Origin of the sequence: Runella sp. (genome assembly GCF_965279615.1) — a bacterium.
Lineage (GTDB): Bacteria > Bacteroidota > Bacteroidia > Cytophagales > Spirosomataceae > Runella.
The window spans coordinates 3247243-3265652 of the sequence record NZ_OZ257252.1 but is presented as its reverse complement, the minus strand read 5'-3'; the positions used below and the strand labels follow the sequence as shown (position 1 = coordinate 3265652).

General features: G+C 43.4%; 14 protein-coding genes. 11 read left to right on the top strand and 3 right to left on the bottom strand.

The window, feature by feature from the left end:
* Nucleotides 1–6: 6 nt before the first annotated feature.
* The 5 genes from ACQY73_RS13925 to ACQY73_RS13905 all read left to right on the top strand — a co-directional run bounded on the left by ACQY73_RS13925 (nt 7) and on the right by ACQY73_RS13905 (nt 6068).
* Nucleotides 7–879 (top strand): PP2C family protein-serine/threonine phosphatase, encoded by an 873-nt coding sequence (locus ACQY73_RS13925; RefSeq protein ID WP_428667047.1) that lies wholly within the window; start codon nt 7–9, stop codon nt 877–879.
* A gap of 151 nt (nt 880–1030) precedes the next feature.
* The gene (locus ACQY73_RS13920; protein WP_428667045.1) at nt 1031–1930 is read left to right on the top strand and encodes a WG repeat-containing protein; all 900 of its coding nucleotides are present in this window, start codon (nt 1031–1033) and stop codon (nt 1928–1930) included.
* 120 nt (nt 1931–2050) lie between these two features.
* Nucleotides 2051–3940 (top strand): protein kinase domain-containing protein, encoded by a 1890-nt coding sequence (locus ACQY73_RS13915; protein ID WP_428667043.1) that lies wholly within the window; start codon nt 2051–2053, stop codon nt 3938–3940.
* Nucleotides 3937–5301, top strand: coding sequence for a hypothetical protein (locus tag ACQY73_RS13910; RefSeq protein ID WP_428667041.1), 1365 nt, complete (start codon nt 3937–3939; stop codon nt 5299–5301). Before ACQY73_RS13915 ends, ACQY73_RS13910 begins: the two co-directional genes overlap by 4 nt.
* Nucleotides 5298–6068 carry a caspase family protein gene (locus ACQY73_RS13905; protein ID WP_428667039.1) on the top strand — a complete coding sequence of 257 codons (771 nt, stop codon included), beginning with the start codon at nt 5298–5300 and terminating at the stop codon, nt 6066–6068. Before ACQY73_RS13910 ends, ACQY73_RS13905 begins: the two co-directional genes overlap by 4 nt.
* A gap of 1 nt (nt 6069) precedes the next feature.
* On the opposite strand, the gene ACQY73_RS13900 is transcribed toward ACQY73_RS13905, so the two are convergent.
* The 3 genes from ACQY73_RS13900 to ACQY73_RS13890 all read right to left on the bottom strand — a co-directional run bounded on the left by ACQY73_RS13900 (nt 6070) and on the right by ACQY73_RS13890 (nt 8208).
* Nucleotides 6070–6696 (bottom strand): hypothetical protein, encoded by a 627-nt coding sequence (locus ACQY73_RS13900; RefSeq protein WP_428667037.1) that lies wholly within the window; start codon nt 6694–6696, stop codon nt 6070–6072.
* A 3-nt stretch (nt 6697–6699) separates the two neighbouring features.
* The gene (locus ACQY73_RS13895; RefSeq protein ID WP_428667035.1) at nt 6700–7293 is read right to left on the bottom strand and encodes an RNA polymerase sigma factor; all 594 of its coding nucleotides are present in this window, start codon (nt 7291–7293) and stop codon (nt 6700–6702) included.
* Nucleotides 7294–7368: 75 nt separating this feature from the next.
* On the bottom strand, nt 7369–8208 hold the full coding sequence (locus ACQY73_RS13890) for a hypothetical protein (protein WP_428667033.1): 840 nt from the start codon (nt 8206–8208) through the stop codon (nt 7369–7371).
* Between the two features lie 339 nt (nt 8209–8547).
* Between ACQY73_RS13890 and ACQY73_RS13885 the strand changes: the two genes are divergently transcribed.
* The 6 genes from ACQY73_RS13885 (at nt 8548) to ACQY73_RS13860 (ending at nt 18410) form a co-directional block, all read left to right on the top strand.
* Nucleotides 8548–9126, top strand: a complete 579-nt coding sequence (locus ACQY73_RS13885; RefSeq protein WP_428667031.1) for an RNA polymerase sigma-70 factor — start codon at nt 8548–8550, stop codon at nt 9124–9126.
* A gap of 125 nt (nt 9127–9251) precedes the next feature.
* Nucleotides 9252–10289, top strand: coding sequence for a FecR family protein (locus tag ACQY73_RS13880; protein ID WP_428667029.1), 1038 nt, complete (start codon nt 9252–9254; stop codon nt 10287–10289).
* 284 nt (nt 10290–10573) lie between these two features.
* On the top strand, nt 10574–13828 hold the full coding sequence (locus tag ACQY73_RS13875; protein ID WP_428667027.1) for a TonB-dependent receptor: 3255 nt from the start codon (nt 10574–10576) through the stop codon (nt 13826–13828).
* Nucleotides 13829–13847: 19 nt separating this feature from the next.
* Entirely contained in the window at nt 13848–15494 is a 1647-nt protein-coding gene (locus tag ACQY73_RS13870; RefSeq protein WP_428667024.1) for a RagB/SusD family nutrient uptake outer membrane protein, read from the top strand.
* A 217-nt stretch (nt 15495–15711) separates the two neighbouring features.
* Nucleotides 15712–17367: a glycoside hydrolase family 28 protein gene (locus tag ACQY73_RS13865; protein ID WP_428667021.1), complete on the top strand. Its 1656-nt coding sequence runs from the start codon at nt 15712–15714 to the stop codon at nt 17365–17367.
* A gap of 29 nt (nt 17368–17396) precedes the next feature.
* Nucleotides 17397–18410: a pectinesterase family protein gene (locus tag ACQY73_RS13860; protein ID WP_428667018.1), complete on the top strand. Its 1014-nt coding sequence runs from the start codon at nt 17397–17399 to the stop codon at nt 18408–18410.

Sequence of the window (18410 nt, the reverse complement as noted above, 5' to 3'; positions counted from 1 at the left end):
ACTACGATGGCAATAACTATTTTTCAACCGCTTTTTTTCTCAGAAGTAGGCCAACGCCAAAACAATGAAGATTATTACCTACCGATAAAGCCCGATACCAAAACCAAGCTGTTCATTGTTTGTGATGGCATGGGTGGTTTGGACAAAGGCGAAGAAGCCAGTCGAATTACGGCCCAATCGGTAGAAACATATTTTGTTGAAAATCCGACGGATAAAATCACCGATGCCTACATTCAAAAAGCCGTAGAATCGGCCTTTATGAATTTGGCGGATTACATGGACGAAAATTCCCTGATCAGTCGCATGGGCAGTACACTTACATTGTTGCATCTGAGCGCCAACGAAGCCACGATTGCTCATATCGGAGATAGTCGTGTATATCATGTTCGTGGGGGTGAAATTCTCTACAGAACCAAAGACCATAAACAGGTATTGGACATGGTTGAAGATGGAATCATTACGGCTGAGCAAGCCATGACTCATCCGTGGCGAAATCGATTGAGTCATTCGATATCTGTGCGAACGATTGTAGCGGAAGAGGAAACCACTCAAAAAGTCGATAAAGCCGTTGTCCACCAAATAACCGATTTACAAAAAAACGATTATTTCTTTTTGTGTACTGATGGAGTTTTGGAGCAGATCACAGACGATATTTTGACAGGGATTTTAGCCAAAGAGCAAGCCAACGAAGTTAAAATCAATAGCTTGCTGGCCCACTGCAAAGACAAGACCAAAGATAATTATACGGCTATGTTGGTACAAGTTTCCGGAGAAGAAGACAAAACATATCAATCGTTGGTGAATGAACAGCCGGAAAATGCCGAAGTGCCTGTTACTGAAAAAAAGAGTTCGTTGTTCCGCCGATGGTTTATGTGGTAGATTTTAATGGCAGCCGGTGTGCATACCGGACATTAACTTATTCATAGACATCTCGAATCTTGTATTGTATAAAAGGGTAGTGAGAAAGTTAAAACAAGTTTTAAAGATTAGAGAAGTAAGGCTGATGAAAACAACTAAATTACTTTTATTCATGAAAAAGTATATTCTGAAAATATCTCTCATTGCTTTGAATTTATTATGGTTTATAAGTCAATCCTTTGCCCAACTCAATGCTGACTTTCTCCGCCACAAGAAATTGGCAGATGATTGTTTTGGTAAGAAAGATTATGAGTGCGCCATAAAACAATACACGATAGCCAATAAAGTAAAACGCGATGATTATTGCTTGCAGCAAATTGAAAAGTGCAAAGAAGAGAATGCTTTCGCGCAGGAAAAGAAGCTAGAAGTAGATAAAAATAAAAAAGACGTTGTCAGGAAAATTGCTGATGATGATTTAAGAGTAAAAGTACGAAATGGTAAATGGGGTATTATAGATAAAACAAACCGAGTCATTATCCCTTTTGTATATGATCATACGCACGGGTTCGAAGATGGCTTGGCAGCAGTGAAAAAAAATGGTAAATGGGGTTTTATTGATAAAATGAACCGGGTTATTATTGCTTTTGAATATGAGTCTGCATTCGGTTTCAATGAAGGATTATCAAAAGTAAAAAAAAATGGAAAATTCGGATTCATAGATAAAACAAATCGAGCCATTGTTCCTTTTGAATATGATGAGTGGATACCTGACTTTAGCGAAGGCTTGGTACGGGTCAGTAAAAATGGCAAGTTCGGATTCATAGATAAAACAAGCCGGGTCATTATTCCTTTTGAATATGAGGCTGCGGAAAGGTTTCAGGAAGGATTGGTAGCAGCGAAAAAAAATGGCAAGTTCGGATTCATAGATAAAACAAATCGAGTCATTATTCCTTTTGAATTTGATGCCGTAATACTATACGGAGGCTTCACAAATGGGAGTGTTCCGGTAAAAAAAAGCGGTCAAATTTTTTACATCAATAAACAGGGCCAATGTATAAAAGACTGCCCATAGAATTAATATGTTATCCCAAAACATCCAAAATTGAGGGTATTGTCATTATTTTTACTCCTTTTATTTAATGATAACCAATGCCGTACAAGTCAAAAATACTGACTGATTAATGACTGACTTATGGAAAACCTAAACATTACAATCATTACCTACGAAGCTTTTAAAGAACGTTATGATGTAAATTTTAAAGCAAAGACAAAAGAAGGGGGCTTGCTGGGAGTAGGTGGTTTTGGAAAAGTTTACAAAGGATATGATAAGCTTCAAAATCAGGAAGTAGCCATTAAACGAGCCCTTACGGATAAAGACCTCTTGCTCGAAGTGGAAATGGGTAAACCTATTCCGACCCGTAAGAATATTGCTCGTTATTTGGATGGATTTCGGGTAGATACCGAAGGCGACGACTATGATGTGGCTATTATGCAATATTATCCTGCCGGTAATCTGGATGAGCTTTTTTTCAGGCATAAAGACCGAGACGCTATTAAAGCACTGCATTTAGACAGTATTCTGAAAGGAGTCTTGGAAGGACTGGCGTTTCTGCATGAAGGATTCAAAAACGATAAAGGAAAAATTGTCTACTATGTGCATCGTGATTTGAAACCCGCTAACATTCTTATTGCCGAATACAATGCGAATTATACGCCGTTATTAACTGATTTTGGAATAGCGAAGACCCTGCTTAAGGGAGATCAGGGTGAGCAACACTCGCAGGGTATTTCGACCACCGTTGGAACGATCTATTACAAGGCTCCCGAGCAGTTTAAAGTAGGGGCTAAATACAACGCCTCGTTGGATTTATGGGCTTTTGGGGTTATGCTGTTTAAGATATTAACCAATGGAAAATTGCCTTTTTATTACCAAAATCAGGAAGAAGCCGATTCGTCTCGCCGGGAGGTGGAGAATCAAATTATGAACAAAGATTTAGAGGAGGTTTTTGCTCAGGTAGCTGACCAACCCGAAAAGTATCAACAGATGTTGCGACTTTGCTTGGTCAGAGACTATAAACAACGGGTTCAATCAGCAAGGGAGTTGATTGATATTGTGGACGAAATAGAATCCAAACTGAAAGCCATTGAAAAATGGTTAGTCCAAGGAGACCATAAAACGGCATTGGCTGCTGCCCGTGAACTCCTCAAGCTCCGTCCTCAGCTCAAAGAAGCCCAAAAGCTGAAAGAGAAGTGTGAGTTATTGATAGAACGCGAGAAAGAGGTTGCGCGAAATCTATCGGAAGCCCGCTCATTTTTGGAAAATGATGAATTGGATTCTGCCAAAAAAGCATTTGAAGCAGTCCTAACGCTTGATCCTGACAACACAGAAGCTAAACATGGGTTGGAAAAATGTGAGGCGTTGCTCAAAAAAGCGAAAGAGATACAGGCTTCGTTAGAGGTTGGTAATAAATTGCTAAAAGCTGAAAGTTTCTCAGATGCTAAGCGCCAATTTGAAAAAGTGGCTGCATTACAACCTGCTAATACCGCTGCTTTGGCCGGTATTAAAGCATGTGAAGAGGCAGAAGCTAAGGCAGAGCCGGAACCGGAATTGCCCACCGATGAAGTAGAGGCGGAAGAACCCACCGATGACGCAACGCCTCCGGTAGCAGTCGTTGCCCCGATTAGTGATCGGTTGCCGGTCTCTCAGAATTATAATAAAATTATTTTGATCGCCATTTTATTGGTTATGGCTACTTCGGGAGGATACTATATTTATTCGGAAAATGCACGAAAAGCCAAAGAGGACGATTTTAAGCGGCAAGAAGCAATAAGGCGCGAAGCAGAACAGAATTTCAGAAAAGCGGATTCGTTGTTTTTAGAAGGAAAGAAACAATTGGACTACCTATCGAAGGAAGAAGTAAATAGACGTTATTTCCGCCCTGCTTTTGAATTATGGCCAACCATTAATTTCAGCATAAGAAAAGCTTTACTTACTAAAGCAGACAGTATCAGAAAATATGAATTCGATAATGATCACCGCACCAGTGACAACTACGTAAAACTTGCCGATACCTACCGATGAAACTCAACCAATTTCTGTTCTTTTTTCTCGCCTTACTATTCTCGCCTTTTGCTCATGCTGATGATTTCGCCAATGTCATGCTACAAGCGGATTTGGCTCTATTCATGAAAGACTATGAACGGGCCAGGAAAGGGTATGAATTGGCCCTGAGTATACGAAAAGACGACGACTGTGAGAAAAAACTGGCGATGTTAAAGGAGAACGAAAAACGGAGAAAGGAGAATAGAAAAGAAAAAGCCCGGCTTCAAAAGGTAAAAAGCCCGGTACTAAACCGAAAACCTTATCAGGGAGCGCTGAAAGGACTCATTGATGATGAGGATGATAAGTTTGATTATACCGGCTGGATTTTGAACGGGCAACCGCACGGAGAAGGAACCGCAACCTATACTGTTTACGATAAAACGAAGGGGTGGGAAAAAGGGAAATGGCTGAATGGACAAAAATATGGCCTCTTTGAAGCAGAAAGTCCGGATGGATTGAAATTAACGGGTGCTTATATTAATGGTAAACCGGAAGGAATTGCGAAAGGCAGCAATGAAAAGGCAGGCATACGATTTGAATTATTTGCAAAATCCGGAAAACCGGATGGGATTCAAAAAGTGTATAGCCCTGAAAAGCAATTTGTTCTGTCTTACAAAGAAGGAAAAATGGCCGGAACTCAATTTTTATACTATACAACTTCAGAAGGACAGGTACGTTTTGAGATTCAATCAGAAGAGGGTGAGTTAAAAGGAAAAACAATCGTTGTTACAAAAAATGGAAAAATGGAAGGGTACACAATAAATATGGTGTTTCAAGGGGAGGTGAAAGTGATTAACCGACAACTAATGAATGGTTATATGATAGGCCGATTGAACGAAGATGGAAACCTGCAAGGGCCGATAAGATACCATTTTACCAATGGCAATAAGTTTGAGGGAGTCTTAGAAGAAGGAAAAGTAAAAGGTAAAGGTGTTTTCGAAGTGCTTAAAGGCCCCAGGATTGAAGCTGATTTTGATGGCAGTATATTTAAAATAACCGGCCCGGCGGTTGTTACATACCCTGACAAAACAGTATATAAGGGAGGATATGATATGGAAAACTTTGTAGCCAAAGGCCACGGCGTGTGGGAGTATCAGGATGGGAGAAAGTTTGAAGGTAATTTCAGGAATGGTTTTTATGATGGCGAAGGTACCCTTACCATTCCTACCGGTACGCATATTGTTAATTGTCCGGATTGTGTCACCTATACCGGCGAGTTCTACAGAGGTTTAAAGTCCGGCAAAGGAAAATGTTATGATGCTAAAGGCACACTACTTTATGCAGGTGAATTTATAAACGATAAACCGAAGGATATATATCCGATGAAACTTAAAAAATGAAACTGCTTCCTATTTTCTTACTTACCTTATTTGTCTCAAAACTTTCAGCGCAAACAACCTATGCCGTCGTCATAGGGATATCTGACTATAAAATCCTGGATTATCGGACGGGCGATCTGCGCTATGCCGATGAGGATGCGAGGCGTTTTGTCGCTTTTTTGAAATCAGACGCCGGAGGGCGTGTGCCTTCCCAAAATATAATATTGTTGACCAATCAGATGGCTTCTCAATCGGCTATTTTTACGGCCATGCGTATTTTTCAAAAAGCCTCTGCTACTGATCGTATCATTTTTTATTTTTCGGGACATGGTGCCGAAAATGCTTTCGTACCCTACGATGTAAAACAAAACAGTTACGCGAGTTTGCTTACGCATGCCGAGATCAAAGCGGCTTTTAAAGAATCAGTTGCGTCTACCAAACTCGTTATTGCAGATGCCTGTTTTTCAGGAAGCATGAAACCTAAGAAAGCAATTCAGCGCTACAAAAAGACCCGCGATAATTCCGAAGGACTAAACGTAGCAATGATCCTTTCTTCTCGCTCTACGCAGCAATCCATTGAAGCTTCACAGGTGAATGGCGGTGTTTTTACCTATTTTCTGCTTACGGGTCTGCGTGGTTATGCTGATTTTAACAAAGACCGGATGGTTACGATCAAAGAGTTGTATACTTACATGGCCCCAAGGTTAAAAAAGAGCACTTCCAATGGTCAGGCGCCCGTGTTTTCGGGTAAGTTTTCGGATAATTTGGTGCTTTCGCTTGTTCGGTAACTTACAATTTTTCAAGCATGGTTTTGGCTTTTTCCTGATAAGGATGCCCGTTGGTCGCTGCGATCTTGGTCAATATCTCCTTTGCCTGTTTTTTGTGCTTACTCTCTAACTTAGCCATTGCTACAAACCAAAGTACTTTTTGTTTATTTCTGATCATATCCGTTGGTGTAGGGTTGGGAGGAAGTTTAAGGGCAAAATCCTTGTAAGAAAGCTCCCGGTCGGTCATGGCTCGGGCATCGGAAGGGATATAATACTGAGCCCGATAAAACCATCCGAAACCAAGCACCAAAACCACCGAGGCCGCTGTCGCCCATTGGGTATAGCTGAAAGGCTTTTTTGGAGTTAGTGGAATAACTTTAACTTCTTTCTCCTCTTGCTCAAGGTAGCGTTGATGCGCAGCATTGATTTGCTCTTTTAGAGCAGATGATTCCGCTGTCAAGCGCTGTTGCTGTTCGAAGTCTGCTTTCAAGGCTTTAAATCCGGAGAATAGCTGTTTTTGAGTTTCAATTTCCTGTTTTAAGGCCGGGTTTTTTGCTATTTCAGCCTCGTATTCTTTCCGTTTATCCTCCGTAAGATACCCTTGCAGATATGCTTCCAAGCGTTCAAATTCTTCAATTGTTAAATCCATCTTTTACAGTTTTTTAGAAATACCGGCAAAAATATCTTTCAATTTTTGAGTACACTCGTATCGTTTTTGCTTAACGGCATTGACTGTCATAGTCAGTTTTTCAGCTATTTCCTGAAGAGATAATCCTTCTATGTAAAACATATGAAGTACCGTTCGGCATTTGCCATCCAACTTATCAAGTGCCTGTTGCAGCGTTTCTTTCGTTTCGTTTTCTTCAATATTTTTTTGTTGATTATTTATTGTATCAACAACCTCAAGATTTGTAGGTAAACTTGTCTTTTTTTGATAGTCTGCGGAGTTAATAAAATTGAGGTAATCTCCTTTGCAATTTCTAAAGATCTCGGTAGTTATTTTAATAGTATCCCGTAGTTGGGATTTCCCTGCTCGAAGATCAAGGACAAAACTGAGTAAACCGGTTTGAAAAGCGTCTTTGGCATCATCTTCTGAGCCTTTGTTTACTGTATAAACCCATTGCCGAAAAGAGCCGTAGATTTCATCATATATGTAGTCAAATCCGCGATTTTGTTGCCTTTGGTCGTTGCTTGTAAGTGCTTCAAACAGTTCGGATTGGCTGGAAAAGGTAATGCGTTTTGCCATTCTAACGTGAGAAATGATAGTTAGGCAAAGATACTTTTTTCCCTGTCAGATTGTTTCTGCCAACTATTCTTTCTTTTAGCTTTGCCCCAACCACATCAGAGTTAATATAAACGATGCTACATCATATCCATTCATGTCATTTATCAGCTTTCCGAGGTGTTGTTGAAATGCGGATTGATGTTGGTTAAAATTATCTTGGTTCATGGCAGCCTGTTTCAGGAGATATACACTTAAAAAGGGACTGCATAAATCGCAATTATTGTCTGTTGTGTCACTTCTTGTAAACGTCAGAAAACCATCTTTTTTCCGAATAGTTAGTTTGGTGTGATATCCGCCGTTGTAGTAGATTGTCAGGATAATTTGATTGTAGTCAATAGTATAGACACATTTTTGGTAAGTGTCAAACGGGTGGGCGGCTCCTGCCAGAAAGCCTATGCCATAATGAAGAAAAAAGTTGTCTATTTTCAATCGATTCGTGGAAGGCTCATTTAATGAAATGTAAGTCCAGTACCACGAAGTATATCCTTGAGTAGACGCCGGCTCTTTCAGGTTTATGTTGGACCAATGACCGGGTATGGGCGGGAATTCAAGCACAAAATCATATTGAGTTTTAGAGGGGATGGTGTACCATGTATCCAAACGGTTATTGTATACTGATCTTATATTCAGCTTGCGGTCGTATAGATTGTCATAATTTTCGATGTACATAGTTGGATGAAAGAAGAATTTTTCTTCCGTGTGAGAATAAACGCTGAGGTATACCAACGTACGATTATCATAGCGTTCTACTTTAGTAACCGTCCATCCGTGGGCGTTGGAGTAGCAGGAGGGGTTATAGGTTGTTTGTGCAAATGAGCAGGTTGTTACTGCAACAAGTAATGCTGAAGCAAAGAGTAGCGTAGTTAGTGTTCTCATCGTCTTAATTGCTTTTTTGATTGGATATTTCTTTATCCGATGAGAAAGCAAAAGGTAAGTGAGAAAGAAGACTTTTTTTGTAATATCCGCTAAAACACCTGTGTAAGCGTGCCGAAGGACATACAGCACAGATAAAGTCAACGCCGCCTTTTGTTGAAGATATTGAAGTATTTGTTAGATTATTTTATGAGATTGGCAACGTTCCCGGCAACGATTGCATAAAAAAAGACAATATTTTGTTTGTTAAGTTCAATAAATAGGGGGATTTTCGACATACAATGTAATGCTGTTCCAATTGCGGCTACTTTTCCGAGTGTTAACAATCTATCCTTTTCTGCTGTGAATTATAAATCTTTATCCGACGAAATGCTGCTCATCTACCTGCGAACCGGAGATGACAAGGCGTTTCGAGAGATTTATCAGCGTTACTGGAAGAGACTGTATAGTATTGCTGTCCGTAAGATTCAGTCGCCGGATGTGGTGGAAGAAATCATACAGGATATTTTTCTCCGATTATGGGAGCGCCGAAATTCCTTACAGGTTGATTGCCTGGAGGCTTATCTTTTGTCTTCGGTCAGGTACGCTGCCATCAACCATATTAAATCGGTAATGATTCGGGAACGCTATGCTGACTATGCCTATGTTCATTTCAGCGAGGCATCTTCCTCGACCGATGAGCAAATGGAGTTGGATGAACTGATGAACGCCGTAGAACAGCAATTAAACGATCTTCCCGAAAAAACACGTCGAATTTTCCGAATGAATCGGTTGGAATACCAATCGGTCAAAGAAATATCAACTACCTTGAAAGTTCCTGAAAGAACGGTTGAGTACCACCTTAGTCAAGCCATCAAATCCCTGCGTATCTACCTGCGCAATTATCTTCTGCCAAGCATTTTTATTGTTTTCTTCTCATAGGATTTTACAAAGAATTTTTAGATTTATTTGCCACGTTCGTTGTATTTTTTGTATAAAAAGTAAAAGCATTTGCGGTTGTTTGCCCCATTGCCTGACTTATACAATGTAAACCACGCAATAAAGCTATGAGCAGAAAGAGTTTCGGTCAACTCTTACAGAAATACCTTCGGGGAGAATGTACTCCGGAAGAAAAAACCTTTGTCGAGCATTGGTATGGGCTGCTGGAAGCTGAAACAGGCGAATCAGGACAAAACATTGATATGGATGAACTGGAGGCTCGCCTCTGGAATCATATTCAGTCTAATATGGAGACTGAAGAGCCGACCTCACCGCAACGAATCCGGCCGTTAAGGTCATTGATTTATCGTTGGGCAGGAATTGCCGCCGCGGTACTTTTGCTCGGAGGTTGGTTTTTTACGCAGCAATTGATGGAGGATACATGGTCTCTGAATTCGTTGGTTACCCCAACGGCTTCGGATTGGATCGAGCGTACAAATACGGATGCCAAGTCACAACTTATCCGTTTGGAAGATGGAAGTGAGGTGCGACTGGAACCTCATAGCTCAATAAAGTATCCCCAACGTTTTTCTTCTGACAAACGGGTTGTATACCTGAGTGGCGATGCCTTTTTCTCTGTTCAAAAGATGCCTTCCCGCCCTTTTTATGTGCATGTAGGAGAGGTCGTAACGAAAGTATTGGGCACCAGTTTTTTCATTCGCACAGAGGCTGCTACCCAGGAAGTTCGGGTGGAAGTAGTAACGGGGCGAGTGGCCGTTTATCAGCAATCCAAAGAAAAGCAGACCGCCACTAACGGTGTGATACTCAATCCGAATCAGGCAGTTACTTACTTTGATGAAGAGAAACACTTTGTAACGGGACTCGTTGAAAAACCGGTGATTCTTCAAACGCCCGAAGTCGATAAACAGGAACTGACTTTTCGGTTTGACGACGCTCCCTTATCAGAAGTGTTGGAACGACTCGAACAGGCGTATGGTATTGCCATCGAAGTTGAAAACGAGCAACAAAATAATTGCCCGTTGACCGCAGATCTGACCGGTCAACCCTTGTATACGCAGTTGGAGATCATCTGTGCGGCGCTGAAATCAAAGTATGAAGTACAGGGAATGACCATTTTGATCAGTGGGAAAGGCTGTAACGAATAAGTATCAATAGTAAACCGATAACCTTCACTAAACCTCAATTCTCATGAAAAGACACCAACCCATTTAATGCCACTTATTTACTGAAAAGACGCCGGTCATGCTACCAACACGAACCGGCGCCAATGAATTGCCAACCTGATCGGGCAGACCGCGAATCGTGTCCCGAGAGGAAGGATTATTTTGTCGATTTTCCATCTAACAAAACCATTAAAGGTATGAAAAAAACAAAACCTTTACTAATAAGCTGCCTGCATCGTCGGCACACAAAAACATTTTTGCGGCTTATGAATCTATCCATTATCCAACTTTTCCTAATGATCGCAGGAGCAGGCATCTCGTTTGCTTTCGACGGTCATTCTCAGGAAATAATGAGTCGGCCCGTTACCCTGAAAGTAGAAGGGCAACGGCTTCGCAATGTATTGACACAAATTGAAAAGCAAACAGCCGTTCGGATTGTTTATAGCTCAAAAGCGATAAAAGCGGATCGACTTGTGAGTGTCAATATCAGTGATAAACCATTAAATGAAGCGCTGATCGAATTGCTGAAACCCATCAAATTGACCTACCGAATGGTAGGCGGGCAGATCGTGCTCGAAAATGAAGAAGAGGAGCAAACCGGGGCACTTGAGCCTGCCGGTTCTTCGATAGATCGTACAATAACGGGTTTAGTGATTGACGAGAAAAATGCGCCTTTGCCGGGCGTGAATGTGGTTGTCAAAGGCTCAAATCGCGGCGCTACCACCGACGCAAAAGGAGCCTTTCAATTGGCCCTGCCGGACGGCAATAATGTTACATTGACGTTTTCCTTCGTGGGGTATCAGAGTCAGGATGTGGCGGTTGGACAGCGAACTTCGATCTCTGTTTCAATGGTTCCTGACGTGAACGCACTGGACGAAGTAGTGGTGATCGGCTATGGCGCGGTCCGTAAAAAAGACCTGACCGGTTCGGTAGTTCAGTTGAAGAGCGAACAATTGAAAGAAGTTCCTACGGCCAACGTGTTGGAAGCGGCGCAGGGTAAAATTGCCGGCGCGGATATTACCCGCAGCAGCGGTCAGGCCGGTGCCGGGGTAAATATCAGGATTCGGGGAAACCGTTCCATTGGTGGCAACAATTCTCCCCTCATTATTGTAGACGGTATTCAATACAGTAACCTCGAAGACATCAATGCCAACGACATCGAAACCATGGATGTGTTGAAAGATGCTTCTTCCATTGCGATCTATGGTTCACGCGGCGCTAACGGGGTAATTCTGATCACCACTAAAAAAGGAAAAACCGGAAAGCCTGATATTTCTTTCAATGCCTATTCGGGTGTTTCGCAAGTGACGATGTATCCTAAAGCAATGGATATCAATGGATTTCGTGACTTGAAACGCGAAGCCTGGCGCGCTGCCGGGATTTGGAAAAGCCCTGCTGATGATCCTTCCATTTTTACAAACGTGGCAGAATATGATGCGTTGCAGAAAGGAATTTGGACTGATTATCAGGACGAATTGATTCATAACGGTTTGCAACAAGACTATCAGGTGGGCGTACGTGCAGGTACGGATCGCCTCAAATCGTATATTTCAGTAGACTATTACAACGAAAAAGGAATTTTGAAACTGGATGAGATCAAACGTTATACCGGTCGTTTGAACGTGGATTATACCCTCAACGATTGGATGAAAGTAGGGTTGCAAAGCCAGATCACCTATTACGATCAAAGTGTTCGCAGAGATCCGCTCAATCAGGCCAATAAGATCAGTCCGCTTGGCTCGTTGTATGACGCCAACGGCAATTTTAACTTCCTCATGTTGGATGGCCAAACGGCTAATCCCTTGGCAGATGAGCAACCGAATGTGTTCACTAATTCTATCCGCACGACGCGGGTGTTGACCAACGGCTATTTGGAATTGACTCCCATCAAAGGATTAACCATCAGAAGTACAGTGGGTGTAAATTTAGGCTCGGCGCGGAACGGGGCTTATTCATCCCCTAAATCCATTGATCGCTCTTTAACGGGCAAATCTTTGGCTACCTATAACGCTTCCAACGGCCGCAGTGTGAACTGGGAAAACGTGTTTACGTACCAGAAAAACGTTGAACAACATGCGATTACACTTACGGGAATTGCCAGTTATGTAGGCAATGCTTCCGACAACGTATCGGCTTCAGGGGTAAATCAGTTATTGCCTTCACAACTGTTTTATTCACTGGGAAGTGCTACCGAAGAGATTAAGATTAATTCAGAATATTCCAAAAACAGTTTGGTTTCGTACGCAGGTCGGTTAAACTATACATTCAGAGATCGTTATTTGTTGACATTGACCGCGCGGAAAGACGGTTCGTCTAAATTGGCACCGGGCAACAAATGGACGTTCTTCCCCTCGGCAGCATTTGCGTGGCGGATCATTGAAGAGAAATTCATGCAAAATATCAAAGGCTTGAGTGACCTGAAATTGCGGGTAAGTTACGGTGTAGCCGGAAACGACCCCTCAGGCCCTTACGCCACCCAAACAACGCTGACCCGTTTGGCTTTTGGCTATGATGAAGTAGCGGCTCCTGCCTATACGTTTTCCCGTAACGTAGGAAATACGGAATTGGGGTGGGAATTGTCAAATACCAAAAACCTTGGACTGGATTTTGGGTTGCTCAACGGTCGTATCAATACCTCCATCGACTATTATGACACGCGCACTTCTGATCTATTGTTAGATAGAGGTTTGCCTCCAACGACCGGTGTAACTACCGTAAAGCAAAATATTGGTAAAACGCGTAACCGAGGCGTGGAGGTCTCATTGGGAAGTACCAATGTCCGTACTTCTGACTTTACGTGGACCAGCAACCTTACATTTTCTAAAAACAAAGAAGAGATCACGGAATTGGTGACCGGCGGCAATGACATCGGTAACGGTTGGTTCATCGGCTACCCTATCAGCGTGTATTACGATTACGAAAAACTGGGCATTTGGCAAACTTCCGAAGCTGACCAAGCTGCGAAACTTTCTCCAACCCAATTGCCGGGCGAGATCAAAGTAAAAGACCAAAACGGAGATGGAAAAATAGACGCGGTCAATGATCGGGTTATTTTGGGAAATCCGCGACCTAAATGGAGCGGTGGATTTGATAACACCATCAAATACAAGGGCTTTGATCTGAATTTCTTCCTGTATGCTCGCGTGGGGCAAATGATCAACTCAGATCGTTATGCTCGTTTTGATGCACAGGCCGTAGGTAACAGCACAGCCGGTTTGGATTATTGGACGCCTGAGAATCCGACCAATGCGTATCCGCGTCCGAACAAAAACGGAGGCTTGAAGTATCTCTCTACGCTGGGCTACCAAAACGGATCGTACGCCCGTATTCGGAACGTGACGTTGGCGTACAACATTCCTGCCAACGTATTGCGGTCAAAAGTGATTCGCAGCATTCGGGTATATGTGACGGGTAAAAACCTGGTAACGTTCACCAAGCTGAACTATGATCCGGAGCGGGGCGGTTCGGAAAACTTCCCGATGACCAAGCTTTACGTGTTCGGCTTGAATGCCAATTTCTAACTCAAAACTTTGACGTATCATGAACTTATATTTTGTTAAAAGAACGGGATTTTTTCTATTGTTCCTGCTCACTTTTGCTTCATGCGAGAATGTTCTGGAAGAATACAACCCCAGCGGCCTGACCGCCGAAACGGTCTATACAACCCCCGAAGGATTTGAAACATTGGTCAATGCCGCTTATACCTATCAACGTTGGTGGTACGGCAAAGAAGAAGGATACAACATTGCCGAAACGGGAACCGATATTTGGACAAGCGGTGCCGGGGAAGTATATCGTGACCTAACCCAATACCTGAACCTTCAGGGCAGCAACGGTGCCTTGACCAGCATTTGGCGCGAATTTTATGCAGCGGTCAATTTGTGCAACGGCGGCATCGCCCGCATTGACAAAGCAGGTTTGTCGGCTACGCTGCGCCCGATTCGGGAAGGAGAGTTGCGATTCCTGCGCGCCTTTTACTACTGGCACATTGTAGAAACGTGGGGAGGTGTACACTTTACGACCGAAGAAACCAACGGCATTGTGTCTACGGCCAATCGTACACCCGTTGAAACCATTTACAATCAGATTTTTGAGGACTTGAAATATGCGGCAACCAATTTGCCCGTGACGCAGCCGCAATACGGAAAGGTGACCAAAGGAGCAGCTCAGGCCTTTTTGGCGCGTATGTATTTGACCAGAGGAATGAACAAAGAAGCCTTGGAAATGGCGCAGGCGGTATTGGCAAGCAACACCTATAAGTTGGAAACCAATTATGCCGATCTCTGGAAAATGAGCAACCTGAAAACCAAAGAAGCGATTTATGTTGTGGATTACTCTGTGAACTTGGCGTTGAACGACTTGGTGAACTCAACCTTCAACCCTTACGGCCACAGCCGGGGCAGTAACAGCGGACATTTGTTGTTTTTGATGAAATACGACGACCGTCCCGGGATGATCCGTGATATTGTTAACGGACGCCCCTTCAACCGCTACATGCCTACGCGTTTCTTACTGGACTTATACAGCGACGACGACAACCGCTACGACGGATCGTTTATGCAGGCTTGGTTGGCCAATTCCACTTCTCGCCCGGCGGGGATGAGTTTGGGTGACACAGCCGTTGTTTGTACTCGAAAAGAAATTCCTGATGCGTTCGAAGCTACGCGCAAATACCAGACTTACGACCGCAGCAAAATATACAATGCCAATGGTACGGTAAAGGATAATCTTCGGTATCCTACGCTTTCAAAATTCATGGACGCTACCCGCGCCAGCCTGAACGAAGCTCAAAGCGCCCGTGATGTGTTTGTGATTCGTTTGGCCGAAGTTTATTTGATTGCTGCCGAAGCGCAGATGAAATTAGGCAACAATCAGGCTGCCGCCGATTACATCAATGTTTTGCGTACCCGCGCCGCCAAAGCCGGAAAGGCTGCCGCGATGCAGGTAAAGGCTGCTGACATGACACTTGATTTTATTTTGGACGAACGCGCCCGCGAATTGGCGGGAGAGCAGATCCGTTGGTTTGATCTGAAACGGACGGGTAAACTACTGGAACGCATTCGTGCGTATGCCCCTGATAATGCGGTGAATTTGCAGGATTACCATGTATTACGTCCTATTCCGCAAACGCAACTGGATGCGGTAACGAATAAGACGGAATTTAAGCAAAACGCCGGGTATCAATAGTCTGCCGAAAATTGAGACTTTCCAAGTTTTTAAAACTTGGAAAGTCTTTTCTAAAAAGTAATCGGTTCGGGAGAATCTCCGAATCGGTTACAATGTTAATTAATGTGCCGGAAAATAGACTAACTACTACCTCGGAGAGGTGCAACCTTTGTAGTAAATCAATACGAAAGACGTTCATGGACTTCGGAGAAGTCCAACTCTACATTAATGAATGTATATGAATAAAAAGCTTATAATCCTGCTGACAGCAGTTGTTATCGTAGCTCAGTTTCCACTTCTTGCGCAAAATACTTCGACGTACAGCTGGGACAACCTGCCTAAAATTGCTCAACCAATTTTTCGGAAAGATACATTTAACATCCTGACTTTCGGGGCAAAACCTGACGGAATTACGTTAAATACGCAAGCTATCAACAAAGCCATTGACGATTGCAGCCGGAAGGGCGGGGGAGTAGTACTTGTTCCAGGTGGATTGTGGCTGACCGGGCCGATTGAATTGAAAAACAACGTCAATCTGCACCTGAAAAAAGCGGCAACACTTTTGTTCACGACCGATAAAAGCCAATATGCGTTGGTAGAAGGTGTGTATGAGGGTAAAGCGGCAGCTCGGAATCAATCGCCGATCTCGGGGAAAAATCTGGAGAACGTGGCCATTACCGGACAGGGAATGGTAGATGGTAATGGCGATGTATGGCGGGCGGTTCATAAATCGCAGTTGACCGAGACGCAATGGAAAGAAAAAATAGCTTCGGGCGGCGTTTTGAAAGACGATGGAAAAACGTGGTATCCAAGTGAACAATTCAAAAAAGCAAGTACCGAAAACCGCAGTATGTTGTTGGTTCCCGGCAAATCGCCACAGGATTTTGCCGATATGAAAGACTTTCTGAGACCAAATTTGTTGGTGTTGACCAATTGTAAAAAAGTATTGTTGGAAGGCGTAACGTTTCAGAATTCACCGGCGTGGTGTCTGCATCCGTTGATGTGTCAGGATCTTACGCTGCGGAATCTGACCGTTAAAAATCCCGAATATGCCCACAATGGCGATGGAATGGACATCGAATCCTGCAAAAACTTCCTGATCGAAGGCTGTACACTTGATGTTGGTGACGACGCCATTTGTATCAAATCGGGCAAAGATGAAGAAGGACGCAAACGTGGAATGCCTACTGAAAATGGCGTTATCCGAAACAATACGGTCTACAACGGTCACGGCGGTTTTGTGGTAGGAAGTGAAATGAGCGGCGGTGCCCGTAATATCTTTGTCTATGACTGTACATTTATGGGTACCGACAAAGGGCTACGTTTTAAATCAGTACGCGGTCGGGGCGGTGTGGTGGAACATATTTATGCGAAAAATATATTCATGAAAGACATTGCGCAGGAAGCGATTTTCTTCGATATGTATTATTTCGTCAAATTCGCTACCGACGGTGAGCGCGATGAACGCCCCGTTGTGAATGAAGGTACTCCCATTTTTCGAAATATGAAGTTTGAGAATATTGTCTGTAGCGGCGCCAAAAAGGGTGTGTTTATTCGTGGTTTACCCGAAATGACGGTTCAAAATATTACCATGAAGAACTTGGTTTTGCAAACGGATAAAGGAATTGAACTGACCGACGCAAGCGGAATCCATCTGGAAAAAGTGCAACTGATCCCGAAAGAAACCAAGCCGGTGATTTTAATTGTGAACAGTCATCACCTGACGTTTGACGGTATTCAATACGGCACCATTGCCGAAGTTTTATTTTCCGTGAGCGGGCAACGCAGCGAGGATATCAACGTGAAAAATACAGACCTGACCAAAGCGCACACTAAGGCAGAATTTGGCCAAGGGGCGTTGGAAAAACAATTGATCCTGTCGGCGGCAAAATGATGGTTAAACCTGTATTTTAGAATTTCTCAATGTTTAAAATCCTTTTCTCTTTTTGTCTGCTGACGTGGGCAGTCGGTGCGTTTGCGCAGTCAAAATCTGCGGCACCGGTCACGTATCCCACTGAGTTTACAGTAGCTCAGGACGGAAGCGGTAATTTTAAAACCATTCAGGAAGCCGTTAACAGTTTTCGCGATCATTCGCAGGTGCGCGTAACGCTCCATGTTAAGAATGGTGTATATGCCGAAAAACTGGTCATTCCTTCGTGGAAACCCAATATTCACATCATCGGCGAAAGCAAAGAAGGGGTTATCATTACCAGCGATGACTTTTCGGGAAAACCTTATTCCAATGGAAAAGATGCGACCGGAAAAGACAAATTCAGTACTTATACGTCATACACCGTGTTGGTCGATGCGCCTGATATTGTTATGGAAAATCTCACGATTCGCAATACCGCCGGGCGTGTCGGGCAAGCCGTGGCATTGCATGTGGAAGGCGATCGTTTTGTGTGTAAAAACTGCGCTCTGTTGGGCAACCAAGACACTCTTTATGCCGCTAAGGAAGGCAGCCGTCAGTATTACGAAAACTGTTTTATTGAAGGAACAACGGATTTTATTTTCGGCAAATCTATCGCTGTTTTTCAATCCTGCACCATTAAAAGCTTATCCGATTCGTTCATCACGGCCGCTGCCACACCGGAGTATCAGTCGTACGGTTTTGTGTTTTTCGATTGTAAACTGGTTGCCGATCCTGCCGCCCGAAAGGTTTACTTGGGACGGCCGTGGCGACCCAACGCCAAGACCCTTTTTATTCGAACCGAAATGGGAAATCATATTTTACCGGCAGGCTGGGACAATTGGGGTAATACCAACAACGAAAAAACGACTTTGTATGCTGAATATAAATCAACGGGGGAAGGCGCTCTTGCCGACAAACGAGTCAGCTGGAGCAAACAACTCAGCGACAAAGAAGCCAGACAATACACAGTGGCAACTATTTTCTCAAACGGTTCGAAAGCCGTTGAATGGATTCCCGGAAAGTAA